Origin of the sequence: Bradyrhizobium sp. CB1717, assembly GCF_029714325.1 — a bacterium.
Lineage (GTDB): Bacteria > Pseudomonadota > Alphaproteobacteria > Rhizobiales > Xanthobacteraceae > Bradyrhizobium.
Map to the genome: position 1 here is coordinate 1,592,405 of NZ_CP121666.1, position 25,109 is coordinate 1,617,513.

Below are 25,109 nucleotides of genomic sequence, written 5' to 3' on the forward strand. Positions count from 1 at the left end.
CGCTGCGCTCCATCCGGGCTACGGGGACTCCCTCCACGTCGTCATTGCGAGGAGCACTTGCGACGAAGCAATCCAGAATCTTTCCGCGCCGGCAATCTGGATTGCTTCGCTTCGCTCGCAATGACGGGGAGAGCGTACGATCAGATCTCCTTCTTCTGCATCGCCCCCGCAATGTAATCCGCCTGCCGGATCGCCAGCGCGACGATGGTCAGCGTCGGATTGCAGGCCGCGCCGCTGGTGAACTGGCTGCCGTCGGAGACGAACAGGTTCTTGATGTCGTGGCTCTGCCCGAACTTGTTGACCACGCCGTCGCGCGGCTTTTCGCTCATCCTGTTGGTGCCGAGATTGTGCGTGCTCGGATAAGGCGGCGTCGGATAGGTCACGGTGGCGCCGACGGCGTCGTAGACGGCCGCACCCTGCTTGTAGGCGTGCGCGCGCATCGCGACGTCGTTGGGATGATCGTCGAAATGCACGCTTGCGACCGGTTGGCCGAACTTGTCCCTCACGACGGGGTCGAGCGTGATGCGGTTGGTCTCCTGCGGCATGTCCTCGCCGACCAGCCACATGCCGGCCATCCTGGGATAGCCGTCGAGCGCCGACGTGAACGAACGGCCCCAGGCGCCGGGATTGAGGAACGCCGCCATGAAGGGCAGGCCGATCGACAGCGTCTCCATCTCGTAGCCGCCGACGAAGCCGCGCTTCGGGTTGTTGGCGGCTTCGTCGCGGATGATGCCGGCCATGGTGGTGCCGCGATACATGTGCACCGACTTCTCGAACACGGCATAGACGCTGCCGGTCATGTGGCGCATGTAGTTGCGGCCGACCTGTCCCGATGAATTGGCGAGGCCGTCGGGGAACATGGTCGAGGCGCTGGTGAGCAGCAGCCGCGGGCTCTCGATCGAGTTGCCGGCCACCGCAACGATGCGCGCCTTCTGGCGCTGCATGGCGCCTGTCTCGTCGGCATAGACGACGCCGGTCACCTTGCCGCTGGAATCATGCTCGATCTTGACCGCCATGCTGCTGGGTCTGACTTCGAGATTTCCGGTCGCCTCGCCCTTGGGGATCTCGGTGTAGAGCGTCGACCATTTCGCGCCCGACTTGCAGCCCTGGAAGCAGAAGCCGATCTGCTGGCAGGCGCCGCGACCGTCGCGCGGCTGGCTGTTGATCGCCATGTTGCCGGTGTGCACGGTCTTGTAGCCGAGCTTCTTCGCGCCGGCCTCCAGAACCTTGAAGTTGTTGTTGCCGGGAAGTCCGGGAATGCCGTTGGTGCGGGTCACGCCCATCTTGTTCTCGGCCTTGGCGTACCATGGCTCCATCTCTGTAAGCGTCACCGGCCAGTCCAAAAGGTTGGCGCCGGGAATGTTGCCATAGGTGCTCTTCACCCTGAACTCGTGCTCGTCGAAGCGGAGCGAGGCGCCGGCCCAATGTGTCGTGGAGCCGCCGACCGCCTTCACGATCCAGGCGGGCAGGCCCGAAAAATCCTTGGCGACGCGCCACGTCCCTGACGTGGTGCGCGCGTCGGTCCAGGCCAGCTGGGAAAAGCTCTCCCACTCGTCGTTGACGAAGTCCTGGTTCTCGATGCGCGGACCTGCTTCCAGGATCACCACCTTGACGCCCTTCTGCGCGAGCTCGTTGCCCAGCGTGCCGCCGCCGGCACCGGAACCGACGATCACCACAACGCTGGAGTCGTTCAGATCGAATTTGGCCATATGCGTTCTCCTGAACCGTTGGGTGAGCTTAAGCCTTCGGCAGCCAGTCGATGTCGGCGAAGCCGCGATTGATGTAGCCGCCATGCTCGGCGGAGGAGCCCTCGTAGCCGAACCGCGGCCAGACCTCTTTCTGGTTGTAGAGCGAGACGACGAGGTCGCCGCGCACCTTCTGGAAGAAGTCGCTTCCCTCGATCTCCTTCAGCAGCACAACGCGGTCGGCTTCCCATGGCACCTCGGCATAAGAGACCTTGTGGCGATCGCGCGCGTTCTGGTCGAGCCGGCTGATGCCGTCGCTGATCAGCGCTTTGACGGCGGGATCCTTTGCCGCCTTGCCGTCCCACGGCTTGATCGCGGTGATGTAATAGCTGTCGCCGAGGACATCGTGCGGATAGATGTCGCGCGCGACCTTCAGCAGCGTCTTCATGGTCGCGGGCGAGAGCGCGCTCGCATCATCGGCCCAGGCGCCTTCGATGCTGACGGCGACGCTGGTCGCGACCGTTACGACCGGCACGGCGGTCGCCGCGCCCTTGAGAAAGACGCGGCGGCTGTGCTTGCTTCGACGATCGACTTCTCTCATGGCATTCCTCCGGATTTTTGTGATTTGGATTTTGTGATGTGATCAGCCGAAGCGTCCGCCCCGCTGGATCACCTCGATCTTGTAGCCGTCGGGATCGCTGACGAAGAAGAAGCGCGCCAGCGTCCGGCCGTCGTGCTTGAAGTCGCGCAGGGGTCCCGGTGCGAGCTTCTCGCGCTCGAAGCGTGCATGCTCGGCATCGAGATCCTCGACCACCACGGCGAGATGGCCGTAGCCGTCGCCGAGCGCGTACGGCTCCTTGCGATCGAAATTCACCGTCAGCTCCACCTCGAAAGGTGAGGAGGGGTGACGCAGATAGATCAGGGCAAAGTCGGAAAACTTCAGATGGTCGGCGACCTCCAGGCCGAAGGCGCGCCTGTAGAAGTCGAGTGAGCGCGCCTCGTCGAGCACGCGGATCATGGAATGGACTGGCTTTGCCACTCAGTTCTGCTCCTTGAGAAAGGCGATGATGGCGGCGCGGGTTTCCGGCTTGGCTTGCCGGTAGGCCATGATCACGCCGGGAATGACGGCTTGCGGATTGGCCAGCCACGCATCGAGCCGGGTCTCGTCCCACTTGAAATCAGCCTTGGCGAGGCCGTCCGAATAGTGGAAGCCTTCGGCCTTGCCGGCGGGCCGGCCGACGACCTTGACCAGGGGCGGGCCTTGCCGCATCGGCTCCGACAGGCTCAAGGTGTGACACACCGCGCATTGCTGCTTGAATAATGTGGCACCATCCGGCGGCTTTGCGGCCGGCAACGGCATCTGCGCATCGGCAACCCTGACCAACAGCACCATCGCGGTGCACAATCCCAGCACGACCACGCGCATCGCCAAGAATCCGCCATCGACATCACCGTGCGCAAACACTAGGCGCGGCCAAACATGCGGTGGTAGTAGCGGGCTGTTTCGCTGCGCGCGGAGATGCTTGTGGCGTGTGGTGTTCCGCGCCGCCTTATATGCGGAGCACAATTCCGCGAAAGCGCCGTCAAATCCCTAAACGATCACCACACCGTGCGCATTGCATGGCGGTCGCGCCGTTCGAACTCTCTACGCGATGAACCGGTCCGGTGCAGGCGAACGGCGCAGAAGGCAGCCGAACCGTTCATCGCGAAAAAAATCCAGGAGATAATGGATGAAGTTGGTGAAGACCTCTGCAATCGCATGCGCTCTCGCGGCCCTCGTTGCGACGCCCGTTCTCGCGCAAGGGACGTCGTCCGGCGCGAGGCCTGGCGGCACCGTGCAAAGCAAGCCCATGCAAGGCAGCACGATGGGCAGCGGCGATGAGGAGATGGATGCTCAGCCGGGCGCAGCGGGCGAGAAGACCGGCATGAAGTCGAGCAAAGGAACGAAGGGCGCGGTCGGCACCACGGGCAGCGCTGCGCACAAGGGAACGGCCGACGATGCCGCGACTGGCGGCGCAGCCCCGTCCAAGCGCTACTAGTCAGCGGGTGAAACGGCAAAACTCCGGTCGCCTTGCGGCCGGAGTTTTTTGCCGTGCCAACTAGTCGTCGAAGCGGCCGCCGCGCCCCGCCTTGACGTCGCTGCGGCGCTTCTTGCCTTCGAGCCGGCGCTGCTTGGAGGCGAAGGTCGGCCGCGTCGCGCGCCGCGGCGTTGGCCGCACCATGGCCTCCTTGAGGATTTCCACGAGGCGGTCGATGGCGTCCTGGCGGTTACGCTCCTGGGTCCGGAAGCGCTGGGCGTGGATCACGATGACGCCGTCCTTGGTCATACGCTGGCCGGCGATGCGGGCGAGCCGGATCGCTGCATCCTCGGGCAAGGTCAGCTTGCGCGTGTCGAAGCGCAGCTGGGCCGAGGTCGCGACCTTGTTGACGTTCTGCCCGCCCGGGCCGGAGGCGCGGACGAAGCCGATCTCGATGTCGTCCTCGTCGATGACGAGATCGCGGGATATCCGCAGCATGATGGCACCATTCGTGATGCCCGGACATATCGCGGACGTCCAGGTTCGGCAATGGCGCTCATGGAAAACGCAAATGGCCGGGGCGAGCCCGGCCATTTCAGGAAGCGTATGGAGATGCGGTCAGTTCGACTGCTAGTTGGACTTGCTAATTTGACTTGGGCGCCGTGGCCGCGGGCTGCGCGGCGGCCTGTGGGGCGCGGCCGACGACGACCGTCAGCAGGCCCTGGCCCCAGAGCCGCTTGGCGGCCGCCTTGGCATCATCCAGGGTCACCGCATCGACGATGGCATTGCGCCTTTCGATATAGTCGATCGGCAGCTTGTCCTGCTGGTACTGCAGCAGCGCCTGCGCCAGCTTGGATGAGGTGTCGAGCGCCAGCATCTGCGAGCCCTTGAGGTAGGACTTGGCCTCGTCGAGCTCCTTCTGCGTCGGACCCTCCTCGGCGATCCGGCGCACCTCCTTCTCGATGGCGTCGATGGTGTCGCCGGCGCGGTCGGCGCGGGTGCCGGTATTGCCGATGAAGACCGCCGAATGTTCCATCCAGAGCAGGGATTCGAACACCGAATAGGCGAGGCCTCGCTTCTCGCGGACCTCGCGATAGAGCCGCGAGGACAAGCCGCCGCCGCCGAGGATGTGGTTGACGACGTAGGCCGCCATGAAGTTGGGGTCGCTGCGTTTCACGCCGGGGCCGCCGAAGGTGATCACGGTCTGCGGCACGTCCAGCGGCACGAAGGCGCGCTGCGGCGGCTTGGTCGCGTCGACGTCGGGTACCGGCACGAGATTGGCCTTGGCGGGCAGGCTGCCGAAGGTGTGGTCGAGCAGCTTGCCGAGGGTCGCCGGATCGACGTCGCCGACGACAGCGACTTTCAGCCCGTCCTTGGCGAGCACGCGGCCGACATAGTCCTTGAGGTCGGCGACCGTGATGGTCGGCACGCTGTCCAGCGCGCCGTTGCTCTGGCGGCTGTACGGATGATCGCCGAAGGCGACCTCCAGGAACTTGCGGCTCGCCAGCGATGACGGGTTGGTGGTCTCACGGCGCAGGCCGGAGAGAACCTGCGAGCGGATGCGCTCGACATCGGCGGTGTCGAAATGCGGCGAGGTCAGCGCCATCCTGAGCAGGTCGAAGGCCTCGTCCTTGTTGTCGCGCAGCATGCGCAGGCTGCCGCGGAAGCTGTCGCGGCTGGCGCTGAAGGAGAGCTCGATGGCGCGGCGGTCGAGCCGCTCGTGGAAGGTCTTGGAGTCGAGATCGCCGGAGCCTTCGTCGAGCAGGTCGCCGACCAGATTGGCGACGCCCGACTTGTCCTTGGGATCCTGCGCTGAGCCGCCGGCAAAGGAATATTCCATGGCGATCAGCGGTACGGTTGCGTCCTGCACGAACCAGGCCTCGATGCCGCCGGGCGAAACCAGGCGCTGGATCTTTGCCGCCGCCTGCGACGGCGAGACCGTGGCGAGCGCGAGCGCCGCGCCGGTGGCGAGGGACAGTGCGAAGTGTCTTGCGCGAAGGAAGGGATAGGTCACGAACGCTTCTCCTCGCGCTTGGCGGCTGCAGTGTCCTTGATCAGATAGCCCGTCACCGAGCGCTTCTTCTCGAGCCATTTCTGCGCAACTGCGCGCACCTGCTCGGCGGTGACCGCGCGAATGCGGTCGGGCCAGCTCCTGATGTCCTCGATCGACAGGCCCGTGGTCAGCGCACCGCCATACCAGCGCGCCAGCACGGCCTGATTGTCCTGGGCATAGATCGCCTCGGCAATGAGCTGGGTCTTCACGCGCTCCAGATCCTCGGCGCGGATCGGGTTCTGCGCGATGTCGGCGATGACGCCGTCGATCACCTGCTCGACGTCGGCGAAGCTGACGCCTGGTTTGGGCGCGGCGGAGATCGCGAACTGGGTCGGGTCGAGCGAGATGCTCGAATAGCTGGCGCTGGCGGAGACTGCGAGCGGCTTGTCGACGACGAGCGCGCGGTAGAGATAGGAGTTGCTGCCGCTGCCCATCAGCTGCGCCAGCACGTCGAGGGCCGCGCTCTCGCCGGCTGCGGCCGTGGTTGCGGAGGGCGCCAGATAATAGCGGCGCAGGCTCGGCTGCTCCACGCGCGGGTCGGCCAGCGTGACGGTGCGCGGGGCGGCGGGCTCGGGCTCCTGCGGGCGGACGCGGCGTGCCGGGATCGCGGGCTGGGCCGGGATGGAGCCGAAATTGCGCTCGACCAGCGGACGGATGTCGGCGGCCTCGACGTCGCCGGCGATGACCAGGATCGCGTTGTTCGGCGCGTAGAAGCGGCGGTAGAAGGCCAGCGCGTCCTCGCGATCGAGCTTCTCGATCTCCTGATGCCAGCCGATCACCGGCCGGCCATAGGGATGGTTGAGATAGAGCGCGGCCATGATCTGCTCGTTGAGCCGTGCCTCGGGATTGTTGGCGACGCGCATGTTGTACTCTTCGAGCACCACGTCGCGTTCGGGCAGCACGTTCTCGTCCTTGAGGATCAGGCCGGTCATGCGATCGGCCTCGAACTCCATCATGGTCGGCAGCTGCTCCTTCGGCACGCGCTGGTAGTAGTTGGTGTAGTCGACCGAGGTCGAGGCGTTCTCGTTGCCGCCGACGCGGAGCACGGTCTGGGAGAACTCGCCGACCGGATGCTTCGAGGTGCCCTTGAACATCAGGTGCTCGAGGAAATGTGCGAGCCCGGATTTGCCCGGCGTCTCGTCGGCCGAGCCGACCTTGTACCAGATCATCTCCGTGACCACGGGCGTGCGGTGATCCGGGATCACGACGACCTGGAGGCCGTTGGGAAGCGTGAAGCTGGCGGGTGGTGCCGATGTCACCGTGGTCTGGGCAACGGCGGTGCCGGCCGACAGGACACTGGTCGAAAGCAGCGCGGCAAGGAGGCAGGCAGCCGATCGGTTAGCGGACATCATGATCCTTATGACAGGCCGAGCCCGGATGTCCGGCTCGGAAGGCACGGCATGGTATACCGTGCGGCTGAGGCTTCGCGTCACGAAGCAGAGAACTCAACGCGTAGGCAAGTTACTGATAGGCAATCTATAGGCCGCGTCCGGCGTGCAGGAGCCGCCGGCGCCGGCTTGGCGTCTGTCGGAATGATGCGACTGACGAGGAACGCTATTGTTCCTTGTCCTTGCCCGACATGATGTCGAAGTAGGTCCGCCGCGACTTGTCCGGCCCGGCGCCATAGGCGTAGTTCGGGGACGGCGTCTGGTAGCCGGGCGGCGGCTCGACCAGCGACTGGCGCGGCGGTTCGCTGGTGAACTTCTTCTCTTCGGAGCTGTTACCGCCCTTCATCATGTTCCACAGACCACCGGAGTAGCCGAGCTGCGCGGGGCTGAGCGAGGGGTTGCCGTTGGTGCCCGGCTGGATCGGATCGTTGCTCGTGCGCTCCGGGGCGGCGACTTGGCCGGCCTTCATCTCGGCGGGCGTCAGCGGCTGGGCGGCCTGCCAGTTCTCCGTCGCCTTGACGGCCTTTTTCCGCTGGGCGATGGCCTCCTTGCGGCGCTTCTCGTCGGGGTCCTTCGGCCAGTTCGGCGCATTCTTGGCTTCGGTTCCGGCGGGCGGCGGCAGGTCGAGCTTCGGCGGCACCACCAGCGGCGAACGCTCGCGGTACTCGATACCCTTCTTTTCCATGCTCTTGGCGCCGATGCCGGACATCAGGTTGTCGATGAGCTTCTCTTCGAAGGTCATGTCGTCTTCATCGTCGCCGTCGTCACCGGCGCGGGCCGCGCCTGCCGACATGACGAGACCGATGCCGAGCGCAACGGCGGATAATTTCAATGCCTGCCAGAACCCCGCCCGGGGATCTCGAACCATCGAACCGCTGGTCTTCGAGCTGCGCATCACTGTACCTGTTCCAAATTGTGGCAGTTTGCCGCTCGCAAGCGGCTTAACCCTCGCAAAAGCAAGGTTCCACGTGCCGGTCGTATCGGCCGGGATCAGGGCGCTTTTGCGGCGGGTACCCCCAGGAAGGAATCATACAATAGCGCTGCCACCCCAGCAACGATGGCCACGTCCGCGAGGTTAAACACGTACCAATTATAGGTATTTCCGCCGATATCGATGTGAAACAGGGCGAAATCGACCACCGCGCCATAGGCCAGGCGGTCGATGCCGTTGCCGATGGCGCCCCCGATGATCAGGCCGAGCGCGACCGTGGCGAGCAGCGTGTGCGAGCGGGCCATCCAGATCGCCAGCGCGACCACCGCAACGGCCTTGACCGCCATCAGCGCGATCTGCGCCGCCTGGCCGTCGTTCTGGAGCCAGCCGAAGCTGATGCCGATGTTCCAGGCCAGCACGAGGTCGAAGAACGGCGTCACCCTCACCACGCCGCGCCGGGCGAGGTCGAATCCGTTCAGCAGCCAGAGTTTTGAAGCCTGGTCGAGGATGACCGTGACCACGGCCGAGAGGATGCCGGCGCGGAGGGGGGTCATGCCGGCATCAGACGCTCACCCCCAGCGCCTTCCATTCGCGCAGCGCCTGAGCGTCGCGCGGGGTGACGTCGGGATATTCGGGGTCTTCGCCGACCGTCGGCGAGATCTTCCAGGAGCGCGCGCATTTGGTGCCGACCGCCTTCTCGACCACGACGGCGACGCCGGGCACGGCATCGAGACGGAACGCCGAAGCCGGCGCCTCGCCCTCGCGCACCTCGTAATTCGAGGTGATGCAGACCTCCGCCAGATCGGTGTCGAACAGCGTCATCAGCATGGTCCGGTCGGCGACATAGATCACCGGCGAGGCCTCGAGCGAGGAGCCGATGTTCTTGGCGGCGCGTTCGAGCTCGAGCGCGCCGGTGACGACGCGGCGGACGTCGCGAATGATCTCCCATTTCGCGGCGAGCTTGTCGTCGAGGAATGCGTCCATTGCATCGGGGAACACCGTGAGATGGACCGACGGTTCGGCCTTCGGCCTGTACATCCGCCAGGCCTCCTCGGCGGTAAAGCTCAGAATCGGAGCGAGCCACTTCAGGACGGACTCGCACAACAGATCGATCGTCGTCAGCGCCGCCCTGCGCGCCGGCGAGGACGGCGGATCGCAATACAGCGTGTCCTTGCGGATGTCGAAGTAGAACGCCGACAGCTCGCTGTTCAGGAAAGCGGAGAGCGTGGCGACGACGGTCTTGTAGTCGAAGGCCGTGTAAGCCGTACGAATGACGGCGGCCCGCTTGGCAAGCTCGTGCAGCATCAGCCGTTCGAGCTCCGGCATCTCGGCATGAGCGACCTTCTCGCTCGGCTTGAAGTGATGCAGCGTTCCAAGCATCCAGCGGACCGTGTTGCGCAGCTTGCGATAGGTCTCGATGGTGTTCTTCAGGATCTCCGGGCCGATGCGCTGGTCGTCGGCATAGTCGGTGGCGCAGACCCAGAGGCGCAGGATGTCCGCGCCCGAATCCTTGATCACCTTCTGCGGCTCGACGGTGTTGCCGATCGACTTCGACATCTTGCGGCCGTTCTCGTCGAGCGTGAAACCGTGGGTGAGCACGATGTCGTAGGGCGCGCGGCCGCGCGTGCCCGCGCTTTCCAGCAGCGAGGAGTGAAACCAGCCGCGGTGCTGGTCGCTGCCTTCGAGATACATCACGGTGTCGTTGCCGCCGTCGACCTTGCGGACGATGTTGCCGAGCTGCGGGAAGTTCTGGCGATCCTCGAGCACGAAGGCGTGCGTGGAGCCGGAATCGAACCAGACGTCGCAGATGTCGTCGACCTTCTTCCAGTCCTCGTTCGCGCGCGATCCCAGGAAGCGCTCGCGGGCGCCGTCCATGTACCAGGCGTCGGCGCCTTCCTCCATGAAGGCCTCGGTGATGCGCTGGTTGACGATCTCGTCCTGCAGGATCTCGGCCGAGCCGTCCGCCTTCTCGCGCACGAACACGGCGATCGGCACGCCCCAGGCGCGCTGGCGCGAGATCACCCAGTCCGGACGGTTGGCGATCATGCCGTTGATGCGGTTCTCGCCCGACGGCGGCACCCATTGCGTGACCGAGATCGCATGCAGCGCGCGGGCGCGCAGCGTGTCGCCCTTCTTCGCGTGGCCGTCCTCGCTGATGTCCTTGTCCATCGCGATGAACCATTGCGGCGTGTTGCGGAAGATCACCGGCTTCTTCGAGCGCCACGAATGCGGATATTGGTGCTTGAGGCGGCCGCGCGCGAGCAGCTTGCCGCGCTCGATCAGCGCCTGGATCACGGCCTCGTTGGCATCGCCCTTCTCGCCCTTGTCGTTGAGCACGCGCTTGCCGGTGAAGCCGGGGGCTTGCGCGGTGTAGGCGCCGTTCTCGTCGACGGTGTAGGGGATCGCGGTCGGGATGCCGCGCGTATCGAGCTCGCGGGTGTTGGCCATCCAGACGTCGAAGTCTTCGCGGCCGTGGCTCGGCGCGGTGTGCACGAAACCGGTACCGGTGTCGTCGGTGACATGCTCGCCGGCGAGCAGCGGCACGACGAACTCGTAGCCGCCGCCGAGCCCGCGTAGGGGATGGGCGCATTCGACGGCATCCAGCGTGTCGCCGGGAATGTCGCGCACCTTCTCGTAAGCCGTGACGCGCGCCTGCTTGAACACGTCCGCCGCGAGCGCGTCGGCCAGGATCAGGAGATCACCGTTCCTGGCCCAATTATCCGCAGGCGCATCCGTCACCTTGTAGAGGCCGTAGGCGATCTTCGGCGAGAACGAGATGGCCCGGTTGCCCGGCAGCGTCCAGGGCGTGGTGGTCCAGATCACGACGCTGGCGGAGGCCAGCACGCCATGCGCGGGCGAGGTGACCGGGAATTTCACCCAGACCATGTCCGAGGTGTAGTCCTCGTACTCGACCTCGGCTTCAGCCAGCGCGGTCTTCTCGACCACACTCCACATCACCGGCTTGGAGCCGCGATACAGCGTGCCGTTGGCCGCGAATTTCATCAGCTCGCGCGCGATCTGCGCTTCGGCGGGATAGCTCATCGTCTGATAGGGATGATCCCAGTCGCCGATGATGCCGAGGCGCTTGAACTCCTCGCGCTGCACGTTGATCCAGTGCGTCGCATAGGCGCGGCATTCCTTCCGGAATGCCACCATCGCAGTGGAGTCGCGGAAATCGGGCTTCTGCTTGCCCTTCTTGCGGTAGTTCTCCTCCTCGATCTTCCATTCGATCGGCAGGCCGTGGCAGTCCCAGCCCGGCACATAGTTGGAGTCGAAACCGAGCATCTGCTGGCTCTTGGTCACGACGTCCTTGAGGATCTTGTTCAGCGCGTGCCCGATATGGATGTTGCCGTTGGCGTAGGGCGGCCCGTCATGCAGCACGAACTTGTCGCGCCCCTCTGCCTCCTTGCGCAGCTTGTCGTAGAGGCCGATGTCGTTCCAGTATTTCAGGATCTCCGGCTCGCGCTGCGGCAGGCCGGCGCGCATCGGGAATTCGGTCTGCGGCAGGTACAGGGTTTTGGAATAGTCGTTGACTTCAGACTTCTGGGACTTTTGCGGCTTTTCGGACATGAGGCTGACTGGCTCGGAAGGGCGCGGGAACGGATGGCGACATGGAATCGCGGGGGTGAAACGACGAAATCCCGGTCTTGCGCCGAGCCAAAAGCTCAGGCGGAAGCCGGGCCGCTAATCCCTATGATGCGCCGCGCAAACATGGGCTCTCCATAGCAGCCGGGCGGAGGAAGCGCAAAGGTCCGGCGGGCCCGTTTCGGCCTCAGTCGACGATACCGAGCCGCGGAAACGCGTCCGGGGCGGCGGCCAGGATCGTGCGGGCGCGGGCGGAATCGTCGTCCATCTGGCGGATCAGGGCCTCCAGACTGTCGAATTTCAGCTCCTCGCGGATGAAGCCGACGAACGCGCAGTCCAGCGTCTGCCCGTAGAGGTCGCCCTTGAAGTCGAACAGGAAGATTTCGAGCAGGGGCGCGCCATTATCAAAGGTCGGGCGGCGGCCGAAGCTGGCCACCCCGTCCAGCCGCTCGGTGCCGCGGCCGACCCGCACCGCATAGATGCCGTGCTTGAGACCGCAATTGGCGTCCAGGCGGATGTTGGCGGTGGGGTAACCGAGGTCGCGGCCGCGCTTCTCACCATGGATCACCTCGCCGGTGATGAACCAGGGCGCGCCCAGCATGGTGGTGGCCTCGTCGAGCTGACCTTCGGCGAGCGCGATCCGGATGGCGCTGGAGGACACCGGCCGTTCGTCGATATCGACATGCGGCTGCACGTCGACCTCGATGCCTAGCCGGGGTGCCTCGTTCACAAGCAGGCCCGGCGAGCCGACCCTTCCCTTGCCGAAATGGAAGTCGTAGCCGACCGCGATGCCGCTGACGCCAAGGCGCCGGATCAGCTCATGGTGAATGAAGTCTTGTGCGCTGGTGCCGGCCCTTGCCTTGTCGAAGGTCATGACCACGGCGCCGGCGAGCCCGGTGCCGGCCAGAAGCCGCAGCTTGGCCCGCTCGTCCGTCAGGCGGAATTGCGGGGTGTTGGGGCTGAAAAACCGCCGCGGATGCGGCTCGAAGGTCAACGCCAGCGCAGGGCGGCCATGCGTCCGGCCCATTTCCAGCGCGGCCGCGATGACGGCCCGGTGGCCGAGGTGAACCCCGTCGAAATTGCCCATGGCGACCACGGCGCCCCGGGGAATAGCGGAATCCGGCGTGGTGTCGCGAACAACGGTAAATTGCGGGGCCATCAGGGGAATTCTCGAGCCGGCGGAACCGGCCGGGACCGTGGCGCGACCCGCCCGATGAAGTCAAGCGGGGGAGGAGGGCCTAGTTGAGCAGGATTACAATTCTTCGGGGGCGCCCCCAGTTAACGGGCTGTTTAACGCCTTGGTGCTAGTCCTTGGAACGTGGAACTGGACGGGCCTCCCGCCTGGCAGGTCCGATCGTAATATTCCTGGGTATGCGTTGGGGGAGTCGAGATGGCGGTTGATTTGTCGATGTCGGTTCTGGTGGTTGATGACTACAGCACCATGATCCGAATCATCAGGAATCTGCTGAAGCAGCTTGGCTTCGAGAATATCGATGATGCCAGCGACGGTTCGGCGGCGCTGAACAAGATGCGCGGCAAGAAGTACGGGCTCGTGATCTCCGACTGGAACATGGAGCCGATGACGGGTTACGACCTGCTGCGCGAAGTGCGCGCGGACCCGAACCTCGCCACCACGCCCTTCATCATGATCACGGCGGAATCGAAGACCGAGAACGTGATCGCGGCCAAGAAGGCCGGCGTGAACAATTACATCGTCAAGCCGTTCAACGCGGCGACGCTGAAGACCAAGATCGAGGCGGTCTTCCCGGACATGGCGAGCGCGTAAGCGTCGCCTGACCACAAACAGCTATCTGTAGAGATCGTCATGCCCGGGCTTGTCCCGGGCATTCGGCGTTATCCGCCGTCGTTCCGGGGCGCCCGAAGGGCGAACTATGGTGCGCAGTTGCGCACCTGAGAACCTCGAGATTCCGGGTTCGCGCTTCGCGCGCCCCGGAATGACAGAAGTTAGGTCATCACCACTTCAATTCGCGCATCAGCGCCTTCGGCGGGTGGCCGAACAATTCCATCACCGAGGCCGGGTCGAGCTGGTCGAGGCCTTCGAACTCCTCGGCATGGATGCCGCGGGTGACGAACAGGCAGTCGATGCCGAATTCGCGCGCGCCAGTTAAGTCGGTGCGGACGGAATCGCCGATCGCCAGCACGCGTCTGCGGTCGATCATGTGGCCCTGGCGCTCGCCTGCCAGCGCCATGGCGCGCTCGTAGATCGGGCGGTGCGGCTTGCCGTAGAAGATCACCTCGCCGCCGAGCTCGCGGTAGAGCTCCGCGATCGCGCCGGCGCAATAGATCAGCCGGTCGCCGCGCTCCACCACGATGTCGGGGTTGGCACAGACCAGCGTCAGCTTGCGCTCGCGCGCCTTCAACATCATGCCGCGATAGTCTTCGGCGGTCTCGGTCTCGTCGTCATAGAGGCCGGTGCAGACGATGTAGTCGGCTTCTTCCAGCGGAGCGGTTTTCGCATCGAGGCCGCGATAGATCGAATTGTCGCGCTCGGGGCCGAGCCAGAACATCTTGCGGCCGGGATGCTCGGCGACATAGAGTCGGGTCAGGTCGCCCGACGACACGATCGCGTCATAGGTCTCGTCGGCAACACCGAGCTTGCGCAATTGCCGCTGCACGGAGTCGGCCGGGCGCGGCGCGTTGGTGATCAGGATCACCGTACCGCCGCGGCTGCGATAGGTGTGCAGCGCCTCGCAGGCCTCGGGGAAGGATTCGAGGCCGTTGTGAACGACACCCCAGATGTCGCTGAGCACGACATCGACCCCGCCCACGAGCTCGCGCAGGCTTTCGGCGAAATGCAGCGTGGTCATGACGCGCGCGGCCGATCAGATGCGGCGCGCGAGCGCCGCGTTGCCGGTGATACGCTGGGGCGGAGGCGCCGAAGACGTCGCGCCTGAGCTTTGTGTGCCGGAGCCATTGGGTCCCTGAGTGTCCTGCGCCAGGTTCGGCGAGGCCCCGCCGGTAGCAGATGCCCCCTCCGGCCGCAATGGCCGGGGCGGCGCGAACAGGAACCCCTGGCCGAACCGCACGTCATAATCGAGCAAATCGACCACGGCGCGCTCGCCCTCGATCCGCTCGGCGATCAGGTCGATGCCGAAGCGGCCGAGCAGGTCCGAGAGGTCGGACGGGTGGATGTCGGAGGTTGAGGCCTGCCTGGGGTCGAGCAGCAACGTGGCCGGCACCTTGATGAAGCGCACGCCGCGGTCGGCGAGCTCGCGCGGCTCGATCCGGAGATCCGTGACATGGTCGATCGAGAAGCGGAAACCGCGCTGGGCGAGCGCGGCGAGGTTCTCGGTCTCGGCCGGACCGAGATTGCGGAAGGTCGACTGCTTGAATTCCAGCACCAGCGATGGTGCCAGCGCCCGGTTGGCCTCGAGGAAGTCGAGGCATTGCGCGAAGGTGGTGGAATTGCCGAGCGTGGAGGCCGCGACGTTGCAGAACACGCCGACATCCTTGTTGCGCACCATCAGGCGCCGCAGCACCTGCACACAGCGCAGCATCACCATGTTGTCGATGCGCCCGATCAGCCCCGAGGCCTCGGCGATGCTGATGAAATCCTCGGCAGCGATCAGCTGGTCGCGCTCATCGCGCACCCGCGTCACCGCTTCGTAGAACCGCACCTTGCGCTGCGGCAGCGTCACCATCGGCTGGAGGAAGATGTCGATGCGGTTCTCGTCGATCGCGTTGCGCAGCGTCGCCAGCAATTGGGTCTGGTTGCGTCCGTTGGCGGCCTGGACCGCATTGACGGTCTGGGTCTGAACCGCCGGCCGCGGCTGCACCACGGGAGGCGCGGGGGAAAGCGGCGGCGGCGCGGGCTGTCGCTCCTCGAACGGCGCGATCAGGTCGATCGGCGCTTCCGGCTCCGGTCTCGCCACCTGCGCTGCCGCAGGCCCAGGCGCGGCACCAGCCAGCAGGTCCTCATGCGCCGATACGGTGGAAGCGAGCTGCCTGACCAGGCCGCCGAGCTCGTTGATCTCGCCGACCACCGACTGGATGCGGTCGGAATTGGTCGAGTTGGACGAGGCGATGCGCCCCTCCATCGCCGCCAGCCGGCGGCCGAACTCCGCCACTTGGCGGGCGAGGTCGGCCGTGCCGCGGGAGAGATCGGCGATCTGGCCGCCGACGTCGCTGCGGTCGCGCAGCCGCATCGACACCGCGTTGTAGAGGATCAGGAAGGTCAGCGCGGTCAGCGCCACGATCGCGGATTCGGTTCCGCTGATGCCGGCGACCGCGTAGAGCACCAGCCCGAGCGAAGCCGCGACCAGAACCATGCAGATGGCGATGAAGATCGTCGAAATGCGAATCATGCCGCGCGTTACGCCTCAAGAGCTGACAGCCTCACCCGGGGAAACACGGGCCAGTTTGCGAACCCGTCACGCCTCATGCTCCCCCAAGCCGCATGAGCTTAACATCATTGTTGATTCGAGGGGATAGCGGCCTGTTCGGACTTCAAGTGAGGCCAGCCCGGCGAAAGCCTTCGAGGTAGCGCTCGCGGTCATGGGCGAGCTTGATCGGCATGAACTCGGCGATCCAGGCGAGCGAGACGTTCGGTTGGGCGCGGCGCAGTTCCCTCAAGGCCGCCGCGGCGACCTCGCGATGCCCGGCCATGCCGGCGGCCGCGGTCAGCACCCGGTGTGCGCCGACGAAGTCGCTGCGCTGGCGCAAGGCCTCCTGCGCCAGGCGGATGGCCTCCTCGTCGTCGCCGCCGAGGAAACGCGCATAGGCGGCGATGCCGAAATAGACCGGGGCATAGGGATCGCGCGGGCTGAGGCGGATCGCCCGGCGCGCCGCCTCGTCCGCCTCCTGCCAGCGGCCGCAATAGCCGAGCGCCAGGCCATGATAGCCCTGCGCCAGCGCAAAGTTCGGATTGAGCCGGAGCGCGGTCTCGAACTCGGCCAGCGAGTCCTCGAACCGTCGCGCGAACAGATGGACGTGGCCGAGCGCGTTGTGCGCCCAGGCGTCCTCGTCGTCAGCGCGGATCGCGGCCCGCGCCGCGCGCTCGGCGGCGGGTATCGCGATGGCCATGTCCATCCAGCCCATATGCGCCGTGAACATGTAGCTGGTGCCGAGTAGGCCGAGCGCTTTGCCGTAGGTGGGGTCGAGCGCGATGGCCTTTTCGAGCAGGGCCTGGGCCACCACGTGATCCTGCCGCGTCACGCGCCAGTAGTGCGAGAGCGCGCGCATGACGAGGTCCCAGGCATCCATGCTGTCGGGCGGCTTGCGCTGGGCGCGAAAATTCTCCGCGGCATAGAGCTGCGGCTCGATCGCGGCGACGATCGCCTCGGTGATCTCGTCCTGGACGGCGAAGACGTCGGCGAGCTCGCGGTCGTAGCGTTCGGCCCAGAGATGGCTGCCGGTGGCGACGTCGTTGAGTTGCGCCGTGATGCGGACGCGCTCGCCATCCTTGCGGACGCTGCCCTCGACGACGTAGCGCACGCCGAGCTCTTCGGCGACCTGCCGCAAATGAACCGTGCGGCCCTTGTAGATGAAGGAGGAGTTGCGCGCGATGACGAAGAACCAGCGCAGCTTCGACAGCGCGGTGATGATGTCCTCGCTGATGCCGTCGGAGAAATAGTCCTGCCCGGCCTCGCCGCTCATGTTGGTGAAGGGCAGCACCGCGATCGCGGGGCGATCGGGCAGCGGCAGACCCGTCGGCGGCGCGGGCGGTTCGTCTGGCCCAGCCGGTCTGGCGGCGCCGGCCAGCTCGGTCACCGCGCCGACGAACCGCACGCCCTTGCGCGCGACGGTGCGGATCAGCCGCTGCTCCTCGCCATTGTCGCCGACCGCGCGGCGCGCTGCGTTGATCCGGCTCGTCAGCGTCGATTCCGAGACGACGCGGCCGTTCCAGATCGCATCGAGCAGGTTGTCCCGCGTCACCACGCGTTCGCGGTTGCGGACGAGGTAGGTCAGCAGATCGAACACTTGCGGTTCGAGCGCGACGAGCGTGTCCGCGTGCCGCAATTCGCGGCGCTCGGGGTCGAGCAGGAAATCCTCGAACTGAAACGTCACAATTCCCCCTCGGCTCCCGTTCGGAAATCAAGGCGCTCTCAGCGTAAAATAACGCCGCTCTCAAGGCCAGCGAACCGCATGCGCCCTATCGTCCCGGCGTTTTCAACCGCAGGAGACTGCCATGTCGACATCCGCCGTGCTCAAGCCAGCCACAGCCCAGCCCGATCTTGCCGCCGTCAAGCAGCGCCAGCACGGCGCCTGGTCGTCGGGCGACTATGCCGTCGTCGGCACCACCTTGCAGATCGTCGGCGAACAGCTCTGTGAGGCACTCGACATACGCGCCGGCAGCAAGGTACTGGACGTCGCCGCCGGCAACGGCAATGCGACGCTGGCCGCGGCGCGGCGCTGGTGCGACGTCACATCCACCGACTACGTGCCGGCGCTGCTCAAGCGCGGGCGCGAGCGGGCGGCGGCCGAACATCTCATGATCGAATTCCGCGAGGCGGATGCCGAAGCGCTGCCGTTTGCCGACGCCAGCTACGACGTCGTGCTCTCGACCTTCGGCGTGATGTTCACGCCGGACCAGGACAAGGCGGCCTCCGAGCTCGCGCGGGTCTGCAAATCCGGCGGCAAGATCGGCCTCGCCAACTGGACGCCGCAGGGTTTCATCGGTCAGCTGTTCAAGACCATCGGCAAGCATCTGCCGCCGCCTGCGGGCGTGAAGTCGCCGGCCTTGTGGGGCACACAGGCGCGACTTGAAGAGATGTTCGCGAGCCAGGCGTCCGAGATTGCCGCCGAACCGCGCATGTTCGTGTTCCGCTATCGCTCGCCGGAGCACTGGCTCGAAATCTTCAAGACGTTCTACGGACCCACGCTGAAGGCGTTTGCCGCGCTCGACGAGACCGGTCAGGCGGCGCTGAAGCGCGATCTGCTGGCGCTGCTCGGAGAGTTCAACCATGCCGACGACGGTACGATCGTCGTGCACAGCGAATATCTGGAAGCCGTGATCACCCGGCGCTGATACGTTCGGGATGCGGTCAGGCCGGCTCCCGGCCTGACCGCCACCGGTCAAGATGGCGCGGCGGCGCCGACCGTGTCGGCCGGGACGGCTTCGCGGGTGCCGAGCGGCTTGGGGCGACCGGTGGTCGTGTCGCGTAGCGTCTGCCGCTCGATCTCCGAGTTCAGCTCGGCGCCGAACATGATGACGATCGCCGACATCCACATCCACATCATCAAGCCGATCGCAGCGCCAAGCGAGCCGTAGGTCGCGTTGTAGTTGGCGAATTCCGAGAGATACCAGGACAGCAGCGCCGAGCCGGCGATCCAGAGGATGGCGGCCGTCACCGCGCCGACGCTCAGCCATTCCCAGCGCGGCGCATCGCGGCTGGGCGCGAAGCGGTAGAGGATGGCGAGCGCCACCAGCAGGATGACGAACAGCAGCGGCCACCGTGCCAGCGCCACGATCAGCTTGCTTTCGGGCGCCATGCCGAGATGGTTGAGCGCGAGCGGGAAGGCGACGACCGCGCCCACCATCAGCAGCAGCGCCACGATGCCGCCCACGGTGAAGGCCAGCGACACCATGTTGAGCTTGATGAAGCTGCGCTTCTCGCGCTCCTCATAGGCGACGTTGAGGGCGTCGAAGATGGCTTTCACGCCGGCATTGGCGCTCCAGATCGCCAGCAGAAGGCCGAGCAGGAAGGTGGCCCCAAGCGTCGTATTGCCATGCGACACCACGCGCGAGACCTGCTCCTCGACGATCTGGAATGAACCCTCTGGCAGCATGGTCGCGAGCGTCTGCAGATTGGCGCTGATCGTCGAGGGATCGGCGAACAGACCGTAAGAGGAGACAAGTGCGGTGACGGCCGGGAAGATCGCGAGCAGCCCGAAGAACACGACGCCGCCCGCTGTGGCGAGCAGGCGATCCTCGTCGATGCGCTGATAGGTACGCCAGAAAATATCCTTCCAACCCGCCCAGGGAATCGTGAACGGGCTCCTCGCATGACGTCCGCGGTGGGGCTGCACAGCCGCGCGCGCCGGGTGGGTTTCCGGCGAATTCGCCTCTTGCTTGCGGTGGTCTGGTGGAGGTCTCGGCCGGGTCAGGCCGGAATCCTGGAAGTAGCGCTCCGCCGTGAGCACGAAGACGGCGGTGGCCGCCATCAGCAGCCAGCTGTCGATTGGCTCGGAGCGCCGCACCAGCATGTCACGTCTCCAACCGTTGTCCGTGGCGTCGCCGGCGCGCTGCCGTGACGCCGAGCAGCCCGACCGCCGCGAGCATCAGGCCAAGCTGCACGGGCCGCTTGGTGCGAGCTGGCCAAGGCCCGCCATGACGGCGTTCGCCGGGTACGAGCGGCGCGAGAGGAATCGTCGTCGCGACCTCCTTCACCGCCTGCTTGACCGTTCCGCGCGGGATCCGTGGCGTCGCGACCGCCACGCGCAGACGGCTCGCAAGCGGCACGATCGGCTTGGGCTTGCGCCTCATCTGCGCCATTGCCACCCCGGCACAGACCGCAGCCAGGACCAGCAGCACTGCCCCGGCGGCGCCAAAGCCCCAGAATTGCCCGTAGTGGATGGCGATCCAGCGGTAGAGGGCGATCAGCCCGACGAAGAAGGCTGCGACAACGAACAGGCCCGCGACCGCGAACAGCCCGCCAGCCACCGCGTAAGATGTCACCTTGCCGGTGGCTTGGCTGGTCTGGTCACGCAGATAGGATCGAGCAGCGCGTTTGACGTGATTGAGCTTGAGCGCCACGCCGGCGCGCAGCAATTCGCCCGATGGCGCAAGCATGGGGACATCCTCCGACAGCGAGACAATGCATCGGGGGATGAACGTGACGGGATTTGACTTGTTCCGTCGAAGTAAGGCGGCCGAGGCGGATCAGCGGAGATCGGCGGCCGAAATCCAGAACACCTCGCCCTCGGAGTCTTCGGTGTCCAGCCACAGCAGCGGCAGTTCCGGAAAGGCCTCGTCGACCAACTCGCGGCCACGGCCGATCTCGCAGATCAGTCCGCCGCCGGGCGCAAGATGATCGGGCGCATCGCGCAGGATCTTCCGCACCACGTCGAGACCATCGGCGCCACCGTCGAAGGCGAGTTTTGGCTCGGCCCGGCACTCCGGCGGCAATGCCGCCATGCCTTCGGCATCGACGTAAGGCGGGTTGGTAATGATCAGGTCATATCGTGCATCGCCGAGTGGGGCGAACAGGTCGCCGCGATAGAGCGTGATCCGGTCCTCGAGCCCGTAGTCCTCGACATTGCGCGCGGCGACCTCGATTGCGCCCTTGGCGATGTCGACGGCATCGACGTCAGCGTTCGGGAAGTGATGCGCGGCGAGGATCGCAAGACATCCCGATCCCGTGCAGAGATCGAGTACGCGCTCGACGGCGGTGGGGTCGTCGATCAGCGAGCCGGGTCCGCCCTCGTCGCTGAAATGCGAATCCAGGAGCTCGCCGATGAAGGAGCGTGGAACGATGACGCGCTCGTCGACATAGAAGGGCAGGCCGCGCATGTAGATCTTGTTGACGAGATAGGCGGCCGGTTTGCGCGTCGTGACGCGCTGATGGATGAGATCGAGGAGGGTCTTGCCTTCCGCGACGGTGATACGCGCGTGGGCAAAGCCCTCGAACTGGTCGGGAGTGAGATGCAGCGCCTCAGAGATCAGGAAAACGGCTTCCGCGACCGGATCGGTCGTGCCATGGGCAAAGGCGAGCTTCGCCTCGACAAAGCGGCTCACCGCGTAGCGAACGAAGTCGAGCAGCGTGAGAAGCTCGCCGGGCCCCACCTTCGCAAGCTTCGGCGCGGCGCGGCCGCGCGTGGTCTTTTTCGCAACTTTTGCCATCAGGATTTGGTCCAGCGTGCGGCGGCCTCGTCGTCGCGGGCGTGGGCCTCGACCCAGCCGGTGCCGGTGGCGCTCTCTTCCTTCTTCCAGAACGGGGCGCTGGTCTTGAGATAGTCCATCAGGAACTCGGCGGCCTGGAATGCGGCCTGGCGGTGCTGCGAGGCAGTGAGCACCAGGACGATGTTCTGGCCCGGCATGAATCGCCCGACGCGGTGGATCACCGTGACGCCGTTGAGCGGCCAGCGCGAGATGGCCTCGTCGGCATGGCGCCTGATCTCTTCCTCGGCCATGCCCGGATAATGCTCGAGCGTGAGCGCGGCGACCTGGGCGCTGTCGTCGTCGGCGCGGCAGATGCCTGAGAAGCTCACGACGGCGCCGATGTCGTTGCGGCTCTTGGTCAGGACCGCGATCTCGCGGGCGATGTCGAAATCGTCTTCCTGGATGCGGATGGTGACCGGGCAGCTCATGCGCCTAGCCGCCGGTCATCGGCGGGAAGAACGCGATCTCGCGTGCGCCCGCGATCGCGGCGTCCGACTTGACGTGGGCATGGTCGATTGCGGCGCGGATCACCTTCGGCTTCTCGAACGCGTACGCATAAGCATCGCTCCGGCCGGACAGCCAGGCGATCAGCTCCTCCACGGTACGCACGGTCGCCGGCGGCTCGATGGTCTCCTCGGCCTTGCCGACGCGCTCGCGCACCCAGGCGAAATACTTCACCTTCATCCCTCGTCCTCCTTGATGAGGTGATGGATGCCGGCGCGGAAATAGTCGTAGCCGGTGTAGATGGTCAGGATCGCCGAGGCCCACAGCAGCGCCAGTCCGATCATCGTAACGACGGGCACCACCTCGTCGCCGGCAGGTCCCGCGAGCAGGAAGCCGATCGCGACAAGCTGAACCGTGGTCTTCCACTTCGCAAGCTTGGTCACGGGCACGCTGACGCGGAGCGCGGCGAGGTATTCGCGCAGGCCCGAGACCAGGATCTCGCGGCACAGGATCACGATGGCGGCCCATAGCGACCAGCCATGGATGATGCCGTCGGCGGCCAGCATCAAGAGGCAGGACGCGACCAGCAGCTTGTCGGCGATCGGATCGAGCATCCGGCCGAATGCCGATTGCTGATTCCAGATCCGCGCGTAATAGCCGTCGAGGTAGTCGGTGACCGCGGCCGCAATGAAGATGGCGACCGCGACCCAGCGCAGCCACAGCGGCTGATCCAGAATCGACTGCGCATAGATGCATCCGACCACGACCGGGATCGCGGCGATCCGGCCATAGGTCAGGATGTTGGGGAGGGACATCGCGCGGCTGGTTGTCCCTCGTGTCGTGGCGATGTTCATCCGTCCTACCAATACCGCTCAAGGCTGAAGGTCAACCGTCCCGCGCACAAATGCGACGCCGGATGCGACGACCTTATGACCATGGCGCCCCTTGGCTCCCCTTTAGTTCACCCCGGCTGGGGATGGAAATACTCGAAAATCCTGCGGGCGCTTTCGGCGCTCACCCCCGGAACCTTGCCGAGATCGGCGATCGAGGCCCGTTCGATCTCCTTCAGGGTTCCGAAATGGTGCAGCAAGGCACGTTTGCGTGACGGGCCGATGCCCGGAATCTCCTGCAAACCGGCCTCGCGGATGTCCTTCTTGCGCAGCTTGCGGTGCGAGCCGATGACGAAGCGGTGGGCCTCGTCGCGCAGGCGCTGGATGAAATAGAGCACGGGATCGCGCGGCTCCAGCTTGATTGCCTCGCGCTCCGGCATGAACAGGGTTTCGCGCCCGGCATCGCGGTCCGGCCCCTTGGCGACCGACATCAGCGACACCTGGGTCAGGCCGAGAGCGGCAAAGATCTCGCGCACCGCGTTGAGCTGGCCGCGGCCGCCGTCGATGATCACGAGGTCGGGCCATTGCGGGAAGTCGTCGTCCTTGACCTTGGCGCCCTCTTCGGGTGGATTGATCAGGCGCTTGAAGCGCCGCTCCAGCACCTCGCGCATCATGGCGAAGTCGTCGCCCGGCGTGATCCCTTCCGACTTGATGTTGAACTTGCGGTACTGGTTCTTCACGAAGCCGTCGGGGCCGGCGACGATCATGGCGCCGACCGCATTGGTGCCCTGGATGTGGCTGTTGTCGTAGACCTCGATGCGCTTGGGCGCATGCGGCAGGCTGAGCGTCGCGGCCATGGCGTCGAGCAGGCGGCTCTGGGTCGCGGTGTCCGCGAGCTTGCGGCCGAGCGCCTCGCGCGCATTGGTCAGCGCGTGGGCGACGAGCTCCTTCTTCTCGCCGCGCTTGGGCGCGGTGACCTCGACCTTGTGGCCGGCCTTGATCGCGAGCGCGTTGGCGAGCAGCTCGCTCTCCTCGATCTCGTGCGAGAGCAGGATGACCTTCGGCGGCGGCTTGTCGTCGTAGAACTGCGCGAGGAAGGAGCTGAGCACCTCTTCCGGCGTGAAGGTCTTCTCCGCGCGCGGAAAATAGGCACGGTTGCCCCAGTTCTGGCCGGTGCGGAAGAAGAACACTTCGACGCAGAAGAAACCGCCTTCCTGGTGGACCGCGAACACGTCGGCTTCCTCGACCGTGCGCGGATTGATGCCCTGCTGGGACTGGATCGCCGACAGCGCGGCGAGGCGGTCGCGGTAGAGCGCTGCGCGCTCGAATTCGAGCTCGCCTGAGGCCTTCTCCATCTCGCCGGCGAGTTCCTGCTTCACCGCATGGCTCTTGCCGGAGAGGAAGTCGCTCGCCTCGCGCACCAGCGTCGTATAGCCGCCGAAGTCGATCTCGCGGGTGCAGGGACCGGCGCAGCGGCGGATTTGGTAGAGCAGGCAGGGCCGGGTGCGGCTCTCGAAGAAGGAATCGGTGCAGGAGCGGATCAGGAACGCCCGCTGCAACGCCGTGATGGTGCGGTTGACCGCGCCGGCAGAGGCGAACGGGCCGAAATAGCGCCCGGGCCGGGTCTGCGCGCCACGATGCTTCAGGATCTGCGGCGCCCAATGGTCGCCGGTGATCAGGATATAGGGAAACGACTTGTCGTCGCGCAGCTGCACGTTGAAGCGCGGCCGCAGCTGCTTGATCAGGTTGGCTTCCAGCAGCAGCGCCTCGGTCTCGGTGTTGGTCGAGACGATCTCCACCGTCACGGTGGCGGCGATCATGCGCAGGATGCGCGCCGGCTGCGGCGCGCTCTGGCGCGCGTAGTTGGACAGGCGCTTTTTGACGTTCTTGGCCTTGCCGACATAGAGCACGTCGGCATTGGCGTTGAGCATGCGGTAGACGCCGGGCGAGGTCGGGGCGAGGCGGACCGCGCGCTCGATCGCCTCGTGGCCGGTCGCCAGCGGCTCTTCGCCGATCGCGCCGCTCTCTTCGAGGATATCAGGCAGCAGCGCATCGTCCTCGTCGTCGCCGCCTGCGGTGGCGGGATCGACGTCCGGCGCCGCCGGGCTCCCGGGCGGCGCGTCGTTCGCTGCCGCTTGCCGCGATTTGCGCGCGCTGTCGTCCGGATTGTCGGTGGAATCGTGAACCATGGGACGAATTTAGGCGCTGGGGGTGCCGATTTGAAGTTCCGGTCATGCCGCACACACAGGATGGGGGCGCAGTTCCCGGTAACGCTTGCTTAAGCCTGTTAACAGCGCGGTAACCCGGCTTAGCAGCCCTTTAACTTAAAACTCT

Annotated in this window: 24 protein-coding genes; 3 read left to right on the forward strand and 21 right to left on the reverse strand. The window is 65.7% G+C overall.

The window, feature by feature from the left end; translation table 11 throughout:
* Window positions 1-140 precede the first annotated feature (140 nt).
* The 4 genes from QA649_RS07540 to QA649_RS07555 are packed head-to-tail and all read right to left on the reverse strand — an operon-like array spanning window position 141 to window position 3,111.
* Window positions 141-1,709 carry a GMC family oxidoreductase gene (locus QA649_RS07540; RefSeq protein ID WP_283023626.1) on the reverse strand — a complete coding sequence of 523 codons (1,569 nt, stop codon included), beginning with the start codon at window positions 1,707-1,709 and terminating at the stop codon, window positions 141-143.
* A gap of 28 nt (window positions 1,710-1,737) precedes the next feature.
* Window positions 1,738-2,286, reverse strand: coding sequence for a gluconate 2-dehydrogenase subunit 3 family protein (locus tag QA649_RS07545; protein ID WP_283023627.1), 549 nt, complete (start codon window positions 2,284-2,286; stop codon window positions 1,738-1,740).
* A 42-nt stretch (window positions 2,287-2,328) separates the two neighbouring features.
* Window positions 2,329-2,724 (reverse strand): VOC family protein, encoded by a 396-nt coding sequence (locus tag QA649_RS07550; protein ID WP_283023628.1) that lies wholly within the window; start codon window positions 2,722-2,724, stop codon window positions 2,329-2,331.
* Complete coding sequence (locus QA649_RS07555; protein ID WP_283023629.1) at window positions 2,725-3,111, reverse strand: c-type cytochrome; 387 nt, start codon at window positions 3,109-3,111, stop codon at window positions 2,725-2,727.
* 304 nt (window positions 3,112-3,415) lie between these two features.
* Here QA649_RS07555 and QA649_RS07560 point away from each other — a divergent pair, with 304 nt between their 5' ends.
* A complete protein-coding gene (locus QA649_RS07560) occupies window positions 3,416-3,724 on the forward strand; it encodes a hypothetical protein (RefSeq protein ID WP_283023630.1) in 309 nt (102 codons plus the stop codon).
* A 60-nt stretch (window positions 3,725-3,784) separates the two neighbouring features.
* On the opposite strand, the gene arfB is transcribed toward QA649_RS07560, so the two are convergent.
* From arfB to QA649_RS07595, 7 genes are all read right to left on the reverse strand, one after another.
* Window positions 3,785-4,201 (reverse strand): alternative ribosome rescue aminoacyl-tRNA hydrolase ArfB, encoded by a 417-nt coding sequence (gene arfB, locus QA649_RS07565; RefSeq protein ID WP_283023632.1) that lies wholly within the window; start codon window positions 4,199-4,201, stop codon window positions 3,785-3,787.
* Window positions 4,202-4,346: 145 nt separating this feature from the next.
* Window positions 4,347-5,717 carry a pitrilysin family protein gene (locus QA649_RS07570; protein WP_283023633.1) on the reverse strand — a complete coding sequence of 457 codons (1,371 nt, stop codon included), beginning with the start codon at window positions 5,715-5,717 and terminating at the stop codon, window positions 4,347-4,349.
* On the reverse strand, window positions 5,714-7,105 hold the full coding sequence (locus QA649_RS07575; RefSeq protein ID WP_283023634.1) for a pitrilysin family protein: 1,392 nt from the start codon (window positions 7,103-7,105) through the stop codon (window positions 5,714-5,716). The genes QA649_RS07570 and QA649_RS07575 overlap by 4 nt, the downstream gene beginning before the upstream one ends.
* Window positions 7,106-7,310: 205 nt before the next feature.
* Window positions 7,311-8,039, reverse strand: a complete 729-nt coding sequence (locus tag QA649_RS07580) for a hypothetical protein (RefSeq protein ID WP_283025988.1) — start codon at window positions 8,037-8,039, stop codon at window positions 7,311-7,313.
* Between the two features lie 95 nt (window positions 8,040-8,134).
* Window positions 8,135-8,629 carry a signal peptidase II gene (lspA, locus tag QA649_RS07585; RefSeq protein WP_283023635.1) on the reverse strand — a complete coding sequence of 165 codons (495 nt, stop codon included), beginning with the start codon at window positions 8,627-8,629 and terminating at the stop codon, window positions 8,135-8,137.
* A 7-nt stretch (window positions 8,630-8,636) separates the two neighbouring features.
* The gene (gene ileS / locus QA649_RS07590; RefSeq protein WP_283023636.1) at window positions 8,637-11,645 is read right to left on the reverse strand and encodes an isoleucine--tRNA ligase; all 3,009 of its coding nucleotides are present in this window, start codon (window positions 11,643-11,645) and stop codon (window positions 8,637-8,639) included.
* 202 nt (window positions 11,646-11,847) lie between these two features.
* A complete protein-coding gene (locus tag QA649_RS07595; protein WP_283023637.1) occupies window positions 11,848-12,819 on the reverse strand; it encodes a bifunctional riboflavin kinase/FAD synthetase in 972 nt (323 codons plus the stop codon).
* Between the two features lie 231 nt (window positions 12,820-13,050).
* On the opposite strand from QA649_RS07595, the gene QA649_RS07600 reads away from it, so the two are divergent.
* Window positions 13,051-13,446, forward strand: coding sequence for a response regulator (locus QA649_RS07600; RefSeq protein ID WP_007596883.1), 396 nt, complete (start codon window positions 13,051-13,053; stop codon window positions 13,444-13,446).
* 187 nt (window positions 13,447-13,633) lie between these two features.
* Here the strand turns inward: QA649_RS07600 and QA649_RS07605 are convergent, their stop codons facing one another.
* From QA649_RS07605 to QA649_RS07615, 3 genes are all read right to left on the reverse strand, one after another.
* On the reverse strand, window positions 13,634-14,488 hold the full coding sequence (locus QA649_RS07605) for a TIGR01459 family HAD-type hydrolase (RefSeq protein WP_283023638.1): 855 nt from the start codon (window positions 14,486-14,488) through the stop codon (window positions 13,634-13,636).
* A gap of 15 nt (window positions 14,489-14,503) precedes the next feature.
* Window positions 14,504-15,985, reverse strand: coding sequence for an EAL domain-containing protein (locus QA649_RS07610; protein WP_283023639.1), 1,482 nt, complete (start codon window positions 15,983-15,985; stop codon window positions 14,504-14,506).
* Between the two features lie 142 nt (window positions 15,986-16,127).
* Window positions 16,128-17,687 carry a winged helix-turn-helix domain-containing tetratricopeptide repeat protein gene (locus QA649_RS07615; RefSeq protein ID WP_283023640.1) on the reverse strand — a complete coding sequence of 520 codons (1,560 nt, stop codon included), beginning with the start codon at window positions 17,685-17,687 and terminating at the stop codon, window positions 16,128-16,130.
* 121 nt (window positions 17,688-17,808) lie between these two features.
* On the opposite strand from QA649_RS07615, the gene QA649_RS07620 reads away from it, so the two are divergent.
* Complete coding sequence (locus QA649_RS07620) at window positions 17,809-18,648, forward strand: class I SAM-dependent methyltransferase (RefSeq protein WP_283023641.1); 840 nt, start codon at window positions 17,809-17,811, stop codon at window positions 18,646-18,648.
* 47 nt (window positions 18,649-18,695) lie between these two features.
* Here QA649_RS07620 and QA649_RS07625 read toward each other — a convergent pair whose 3' ends face one another.
* The 7 genes from QA649_RS07625 to uvrC all read right to left on the reverse strand — a co-directional run bounded on the left by QA649_RS07625 (window position 18,696) and on the right by uvrC (window position 24,964).
* On the reverse strand, window positions 18,696-19,826 hold the full coding sequence (locus QA649_RS07625) for a YihY/virulence factor BrkB family protein (RefSeq protein WP_283023642.1): 1,131 nt from the start codon (window positions 19,824-19,826) through the stop codon (window positions 18,696-18,698).
* A 1-nt stretch (window position 19,827) separates the two neighbouring features.
* Window positions 19,828-20,412, reverse strand: coding sequence for a phage holin family protein (locus QA649_RS07630; protein ID WP_283023643.1), 585 nt, complete (start codon window positions 20,410-20,412; stop codon window positions 19,828-19,830).
* A 90-nt stretch (window positions 20,413-20,502) separates the two neighbouring features.
* A complete protein-coding gene (prmB, locus tag QA649_RS07635; RefSeq protein ID WP_283023644.1) occupies window positions 20,503-21,462 on the reverse strand; it encodes a 50S ribosomal protein L3 N(5)-glutamine methyltransferase in 960 nt (319 codons plus the stop codon).
* Window positions 21,462-21,929 (reverse strand): molybdenum cofactor biosynthesis protein MoaE, encoded by a 468-nt coding sequence (locus QA649_RS07640; protein ID WP_283023645.1) that lies wholly within the window; start codon window positions 21,927-21,929, stop codon window positions 21,462-21,464. Before QA649_RS07640 ends, prmB begins: the two co-directional genes overlap by 1 nt.
* A gap of 4 nt (window positions 21,930-21,933) precedes the next feature.
* Window positions 21,934-22,185 (reverse strand): molybdopterin converting factor subunit 1, encoded by a 252-nt coding sequence (gene moaD / locus QA649_RS07645; protein WP_260388078.1) that lies wholly within the window; start codon window positions 22,183-22,185, stop codon window positions 21,934-21,936.
* On the reverse strand, window positions 22,182-22,799 hold the full coding sequence (gene pgsA, locus QA649_RS07650) for a CDP-diacylglycerol--glycerol-3-phosphate 3-phosphatidyltransferase (protein ID WP_018648369.1): 618 nt from the start codon (window positions 22,797-22,799) through the stop codon (window positions 22,182-22,184). Before pgsA ends, moaD begins: the two co-directional genes overlap by 4 nt.
* A gap of 107 nt (window positions 22,800-22,906) precedes the next feature.
* On the reverse strand, window positions 22,907-24,964 hold the full coding sequence (uvrC, locus tag QA649_RS07655; RefSeq protein WP_283023646.1) for an excinuclease ABC subunit UvrC: 2,058 nt from the start codon (window positions 24,962-24,964) through the stop codon (window positions 22,907-22,909).
* Window positions 24,965-25,109: the final 145 nt, after the last annotated feature.

Coding starts and splice junctions, on each gene's coding strand:
- QA649_RS07540 (WP_283023626.1), bottom strand. CDS start 1,709: ATGGCCAAATTCGATCTGAACGACTCCAGCGTTGTGGTGATCGTCGGT.
- QA649_RS07545 (WP_283023627.1), bottom strand. CDS start 2,286: ATGAGAGAAGTCGATCGTCGAAGCAAGCACAGCCGCCGCGTCTTTCTC.
- QA649_RS07555 (WP_283023629.1), bottom strand. CDS start 3,111: ATGCGCGTGGTCGTGCTGGGATTGTGCACCGCGATGGTGCTGTTGGTC.
- QA649_RS07560 (WP_283023630.1), top strand. CDS start 3,416: ATGAAGTTGGTGAAGACCTCTGCAATCGCATGCGCTCTCGCGGCCCTC.
- arfB (WP_283023632.1), bottom strand. CDS start 4,201: ATGCTGCGGATATCCCGCGATCTCGTCATCGACGAGGACGACATCGAG.
- QA649_RS07575 (WP_283023634.1), bottom strand. CDS start 7,105: ATGTCCGCTAACCGATCGGCTGCCTGCCTCCTTGCCGCGCTGCTTTCG.
- QA649_RS07580 (WP_283025988.1), bottom strand. CDS start 8,039: ATGCGCAGCTCGAAGACCAGCGGTTCGATGGTTCGAGATCCCCGGGCG.
- lspA (WP_283023635.1), bottom strand. CDS start 8,629: ATGACCCCCCTCCGCGCCGGCATCCTCTCGGCCGTGGTCACGGTCATC.
- ileS (WP_283023636.1), bottom strand. CDS start 11,645: ATGTCCGAAAAGCCGCAAAAGTCCCAGAAGTCTGAAGTCAACGACTAT.
- QA649_RS07595 (WP_283023637.1), bottom strand. CDS start 12,819: ATGGCCCCGCAATTTACCGTTGTTCGCGACACCACGCCGGATTCCGCT.
- QA649_RS07600 (WP_007596883.1), top strand. CDS start 13,051: ATGGCGGTTGATTTGTCGATGTCGGTTCTGGTGGTTGATGACTACAGC.
- QA649_RS07605 (WP_283023638.1), bottom strand. CDS start 14,488: ATGACCACGCTGCATTTCGCCGAAAGCCTGCGCGAGCTCGTGGGCGGG.
- QA649_RS07610 (WP_283023639.1), bottom strand. CDS start 15,985: ATGATTCGCATTTCGACGATCTTCATCGCCATCTGCATGGTTCTGGTC.
- QA649_RS07620 (WP_283023641.1), top strand. CDS start 17,809: ATGTCGACATCCGCCGTGCTCAAGCCAGCCACAGCCCAGCCCGATCTT.
- QA649_RS07625 (WP_283023642.1), bottom strand. CDS start 19,826: ATGCTGGTGCGGCGCTCCGAGCCAATCGACAGCTGGCTGCTGATGGCG.
- QA649_RS07630 (WP_283023643.1), bottom strand. CDS start 20,412: ATGCTTGCGCCATCGGGCGAATTGCTGCGCGCCGGCGTGGCGCTCAAG.
- prmB (WP_283023644.1), bottom strand. CDS start 21,462: ATGGCAAAAGTTGCGAAAAAGACCACGCGCGGCCGCGCCGCGCCGAAG.
- QA649_RS07640 (WP_283023645.1), bottom strand. CDS start 21,929: ATGAGCTGCCCGGTCACCATCCGCATCCAGGAAGACGATTTCGACATC.
- moaD (WP_260388078.1), bottom strand. CDS start 22,185: ATGAAGGTGAAGTATTTCGCCTGGGTGCGCGAGCGCGTCGGCAAGGCC.
- pgsA (WP_018648369.1), bottom strand. CDS start 22,799: ATGAACATCGCCACGACACGAGGGACAACCAGCCGCGCGATGTCCCTC.
- uvrC (WP_283023646.1), bottom strand. CDS start 24,964: ATGGTTCACGATTCCACCGACAATCCGGACGACAGCGCGCGCAAATCG.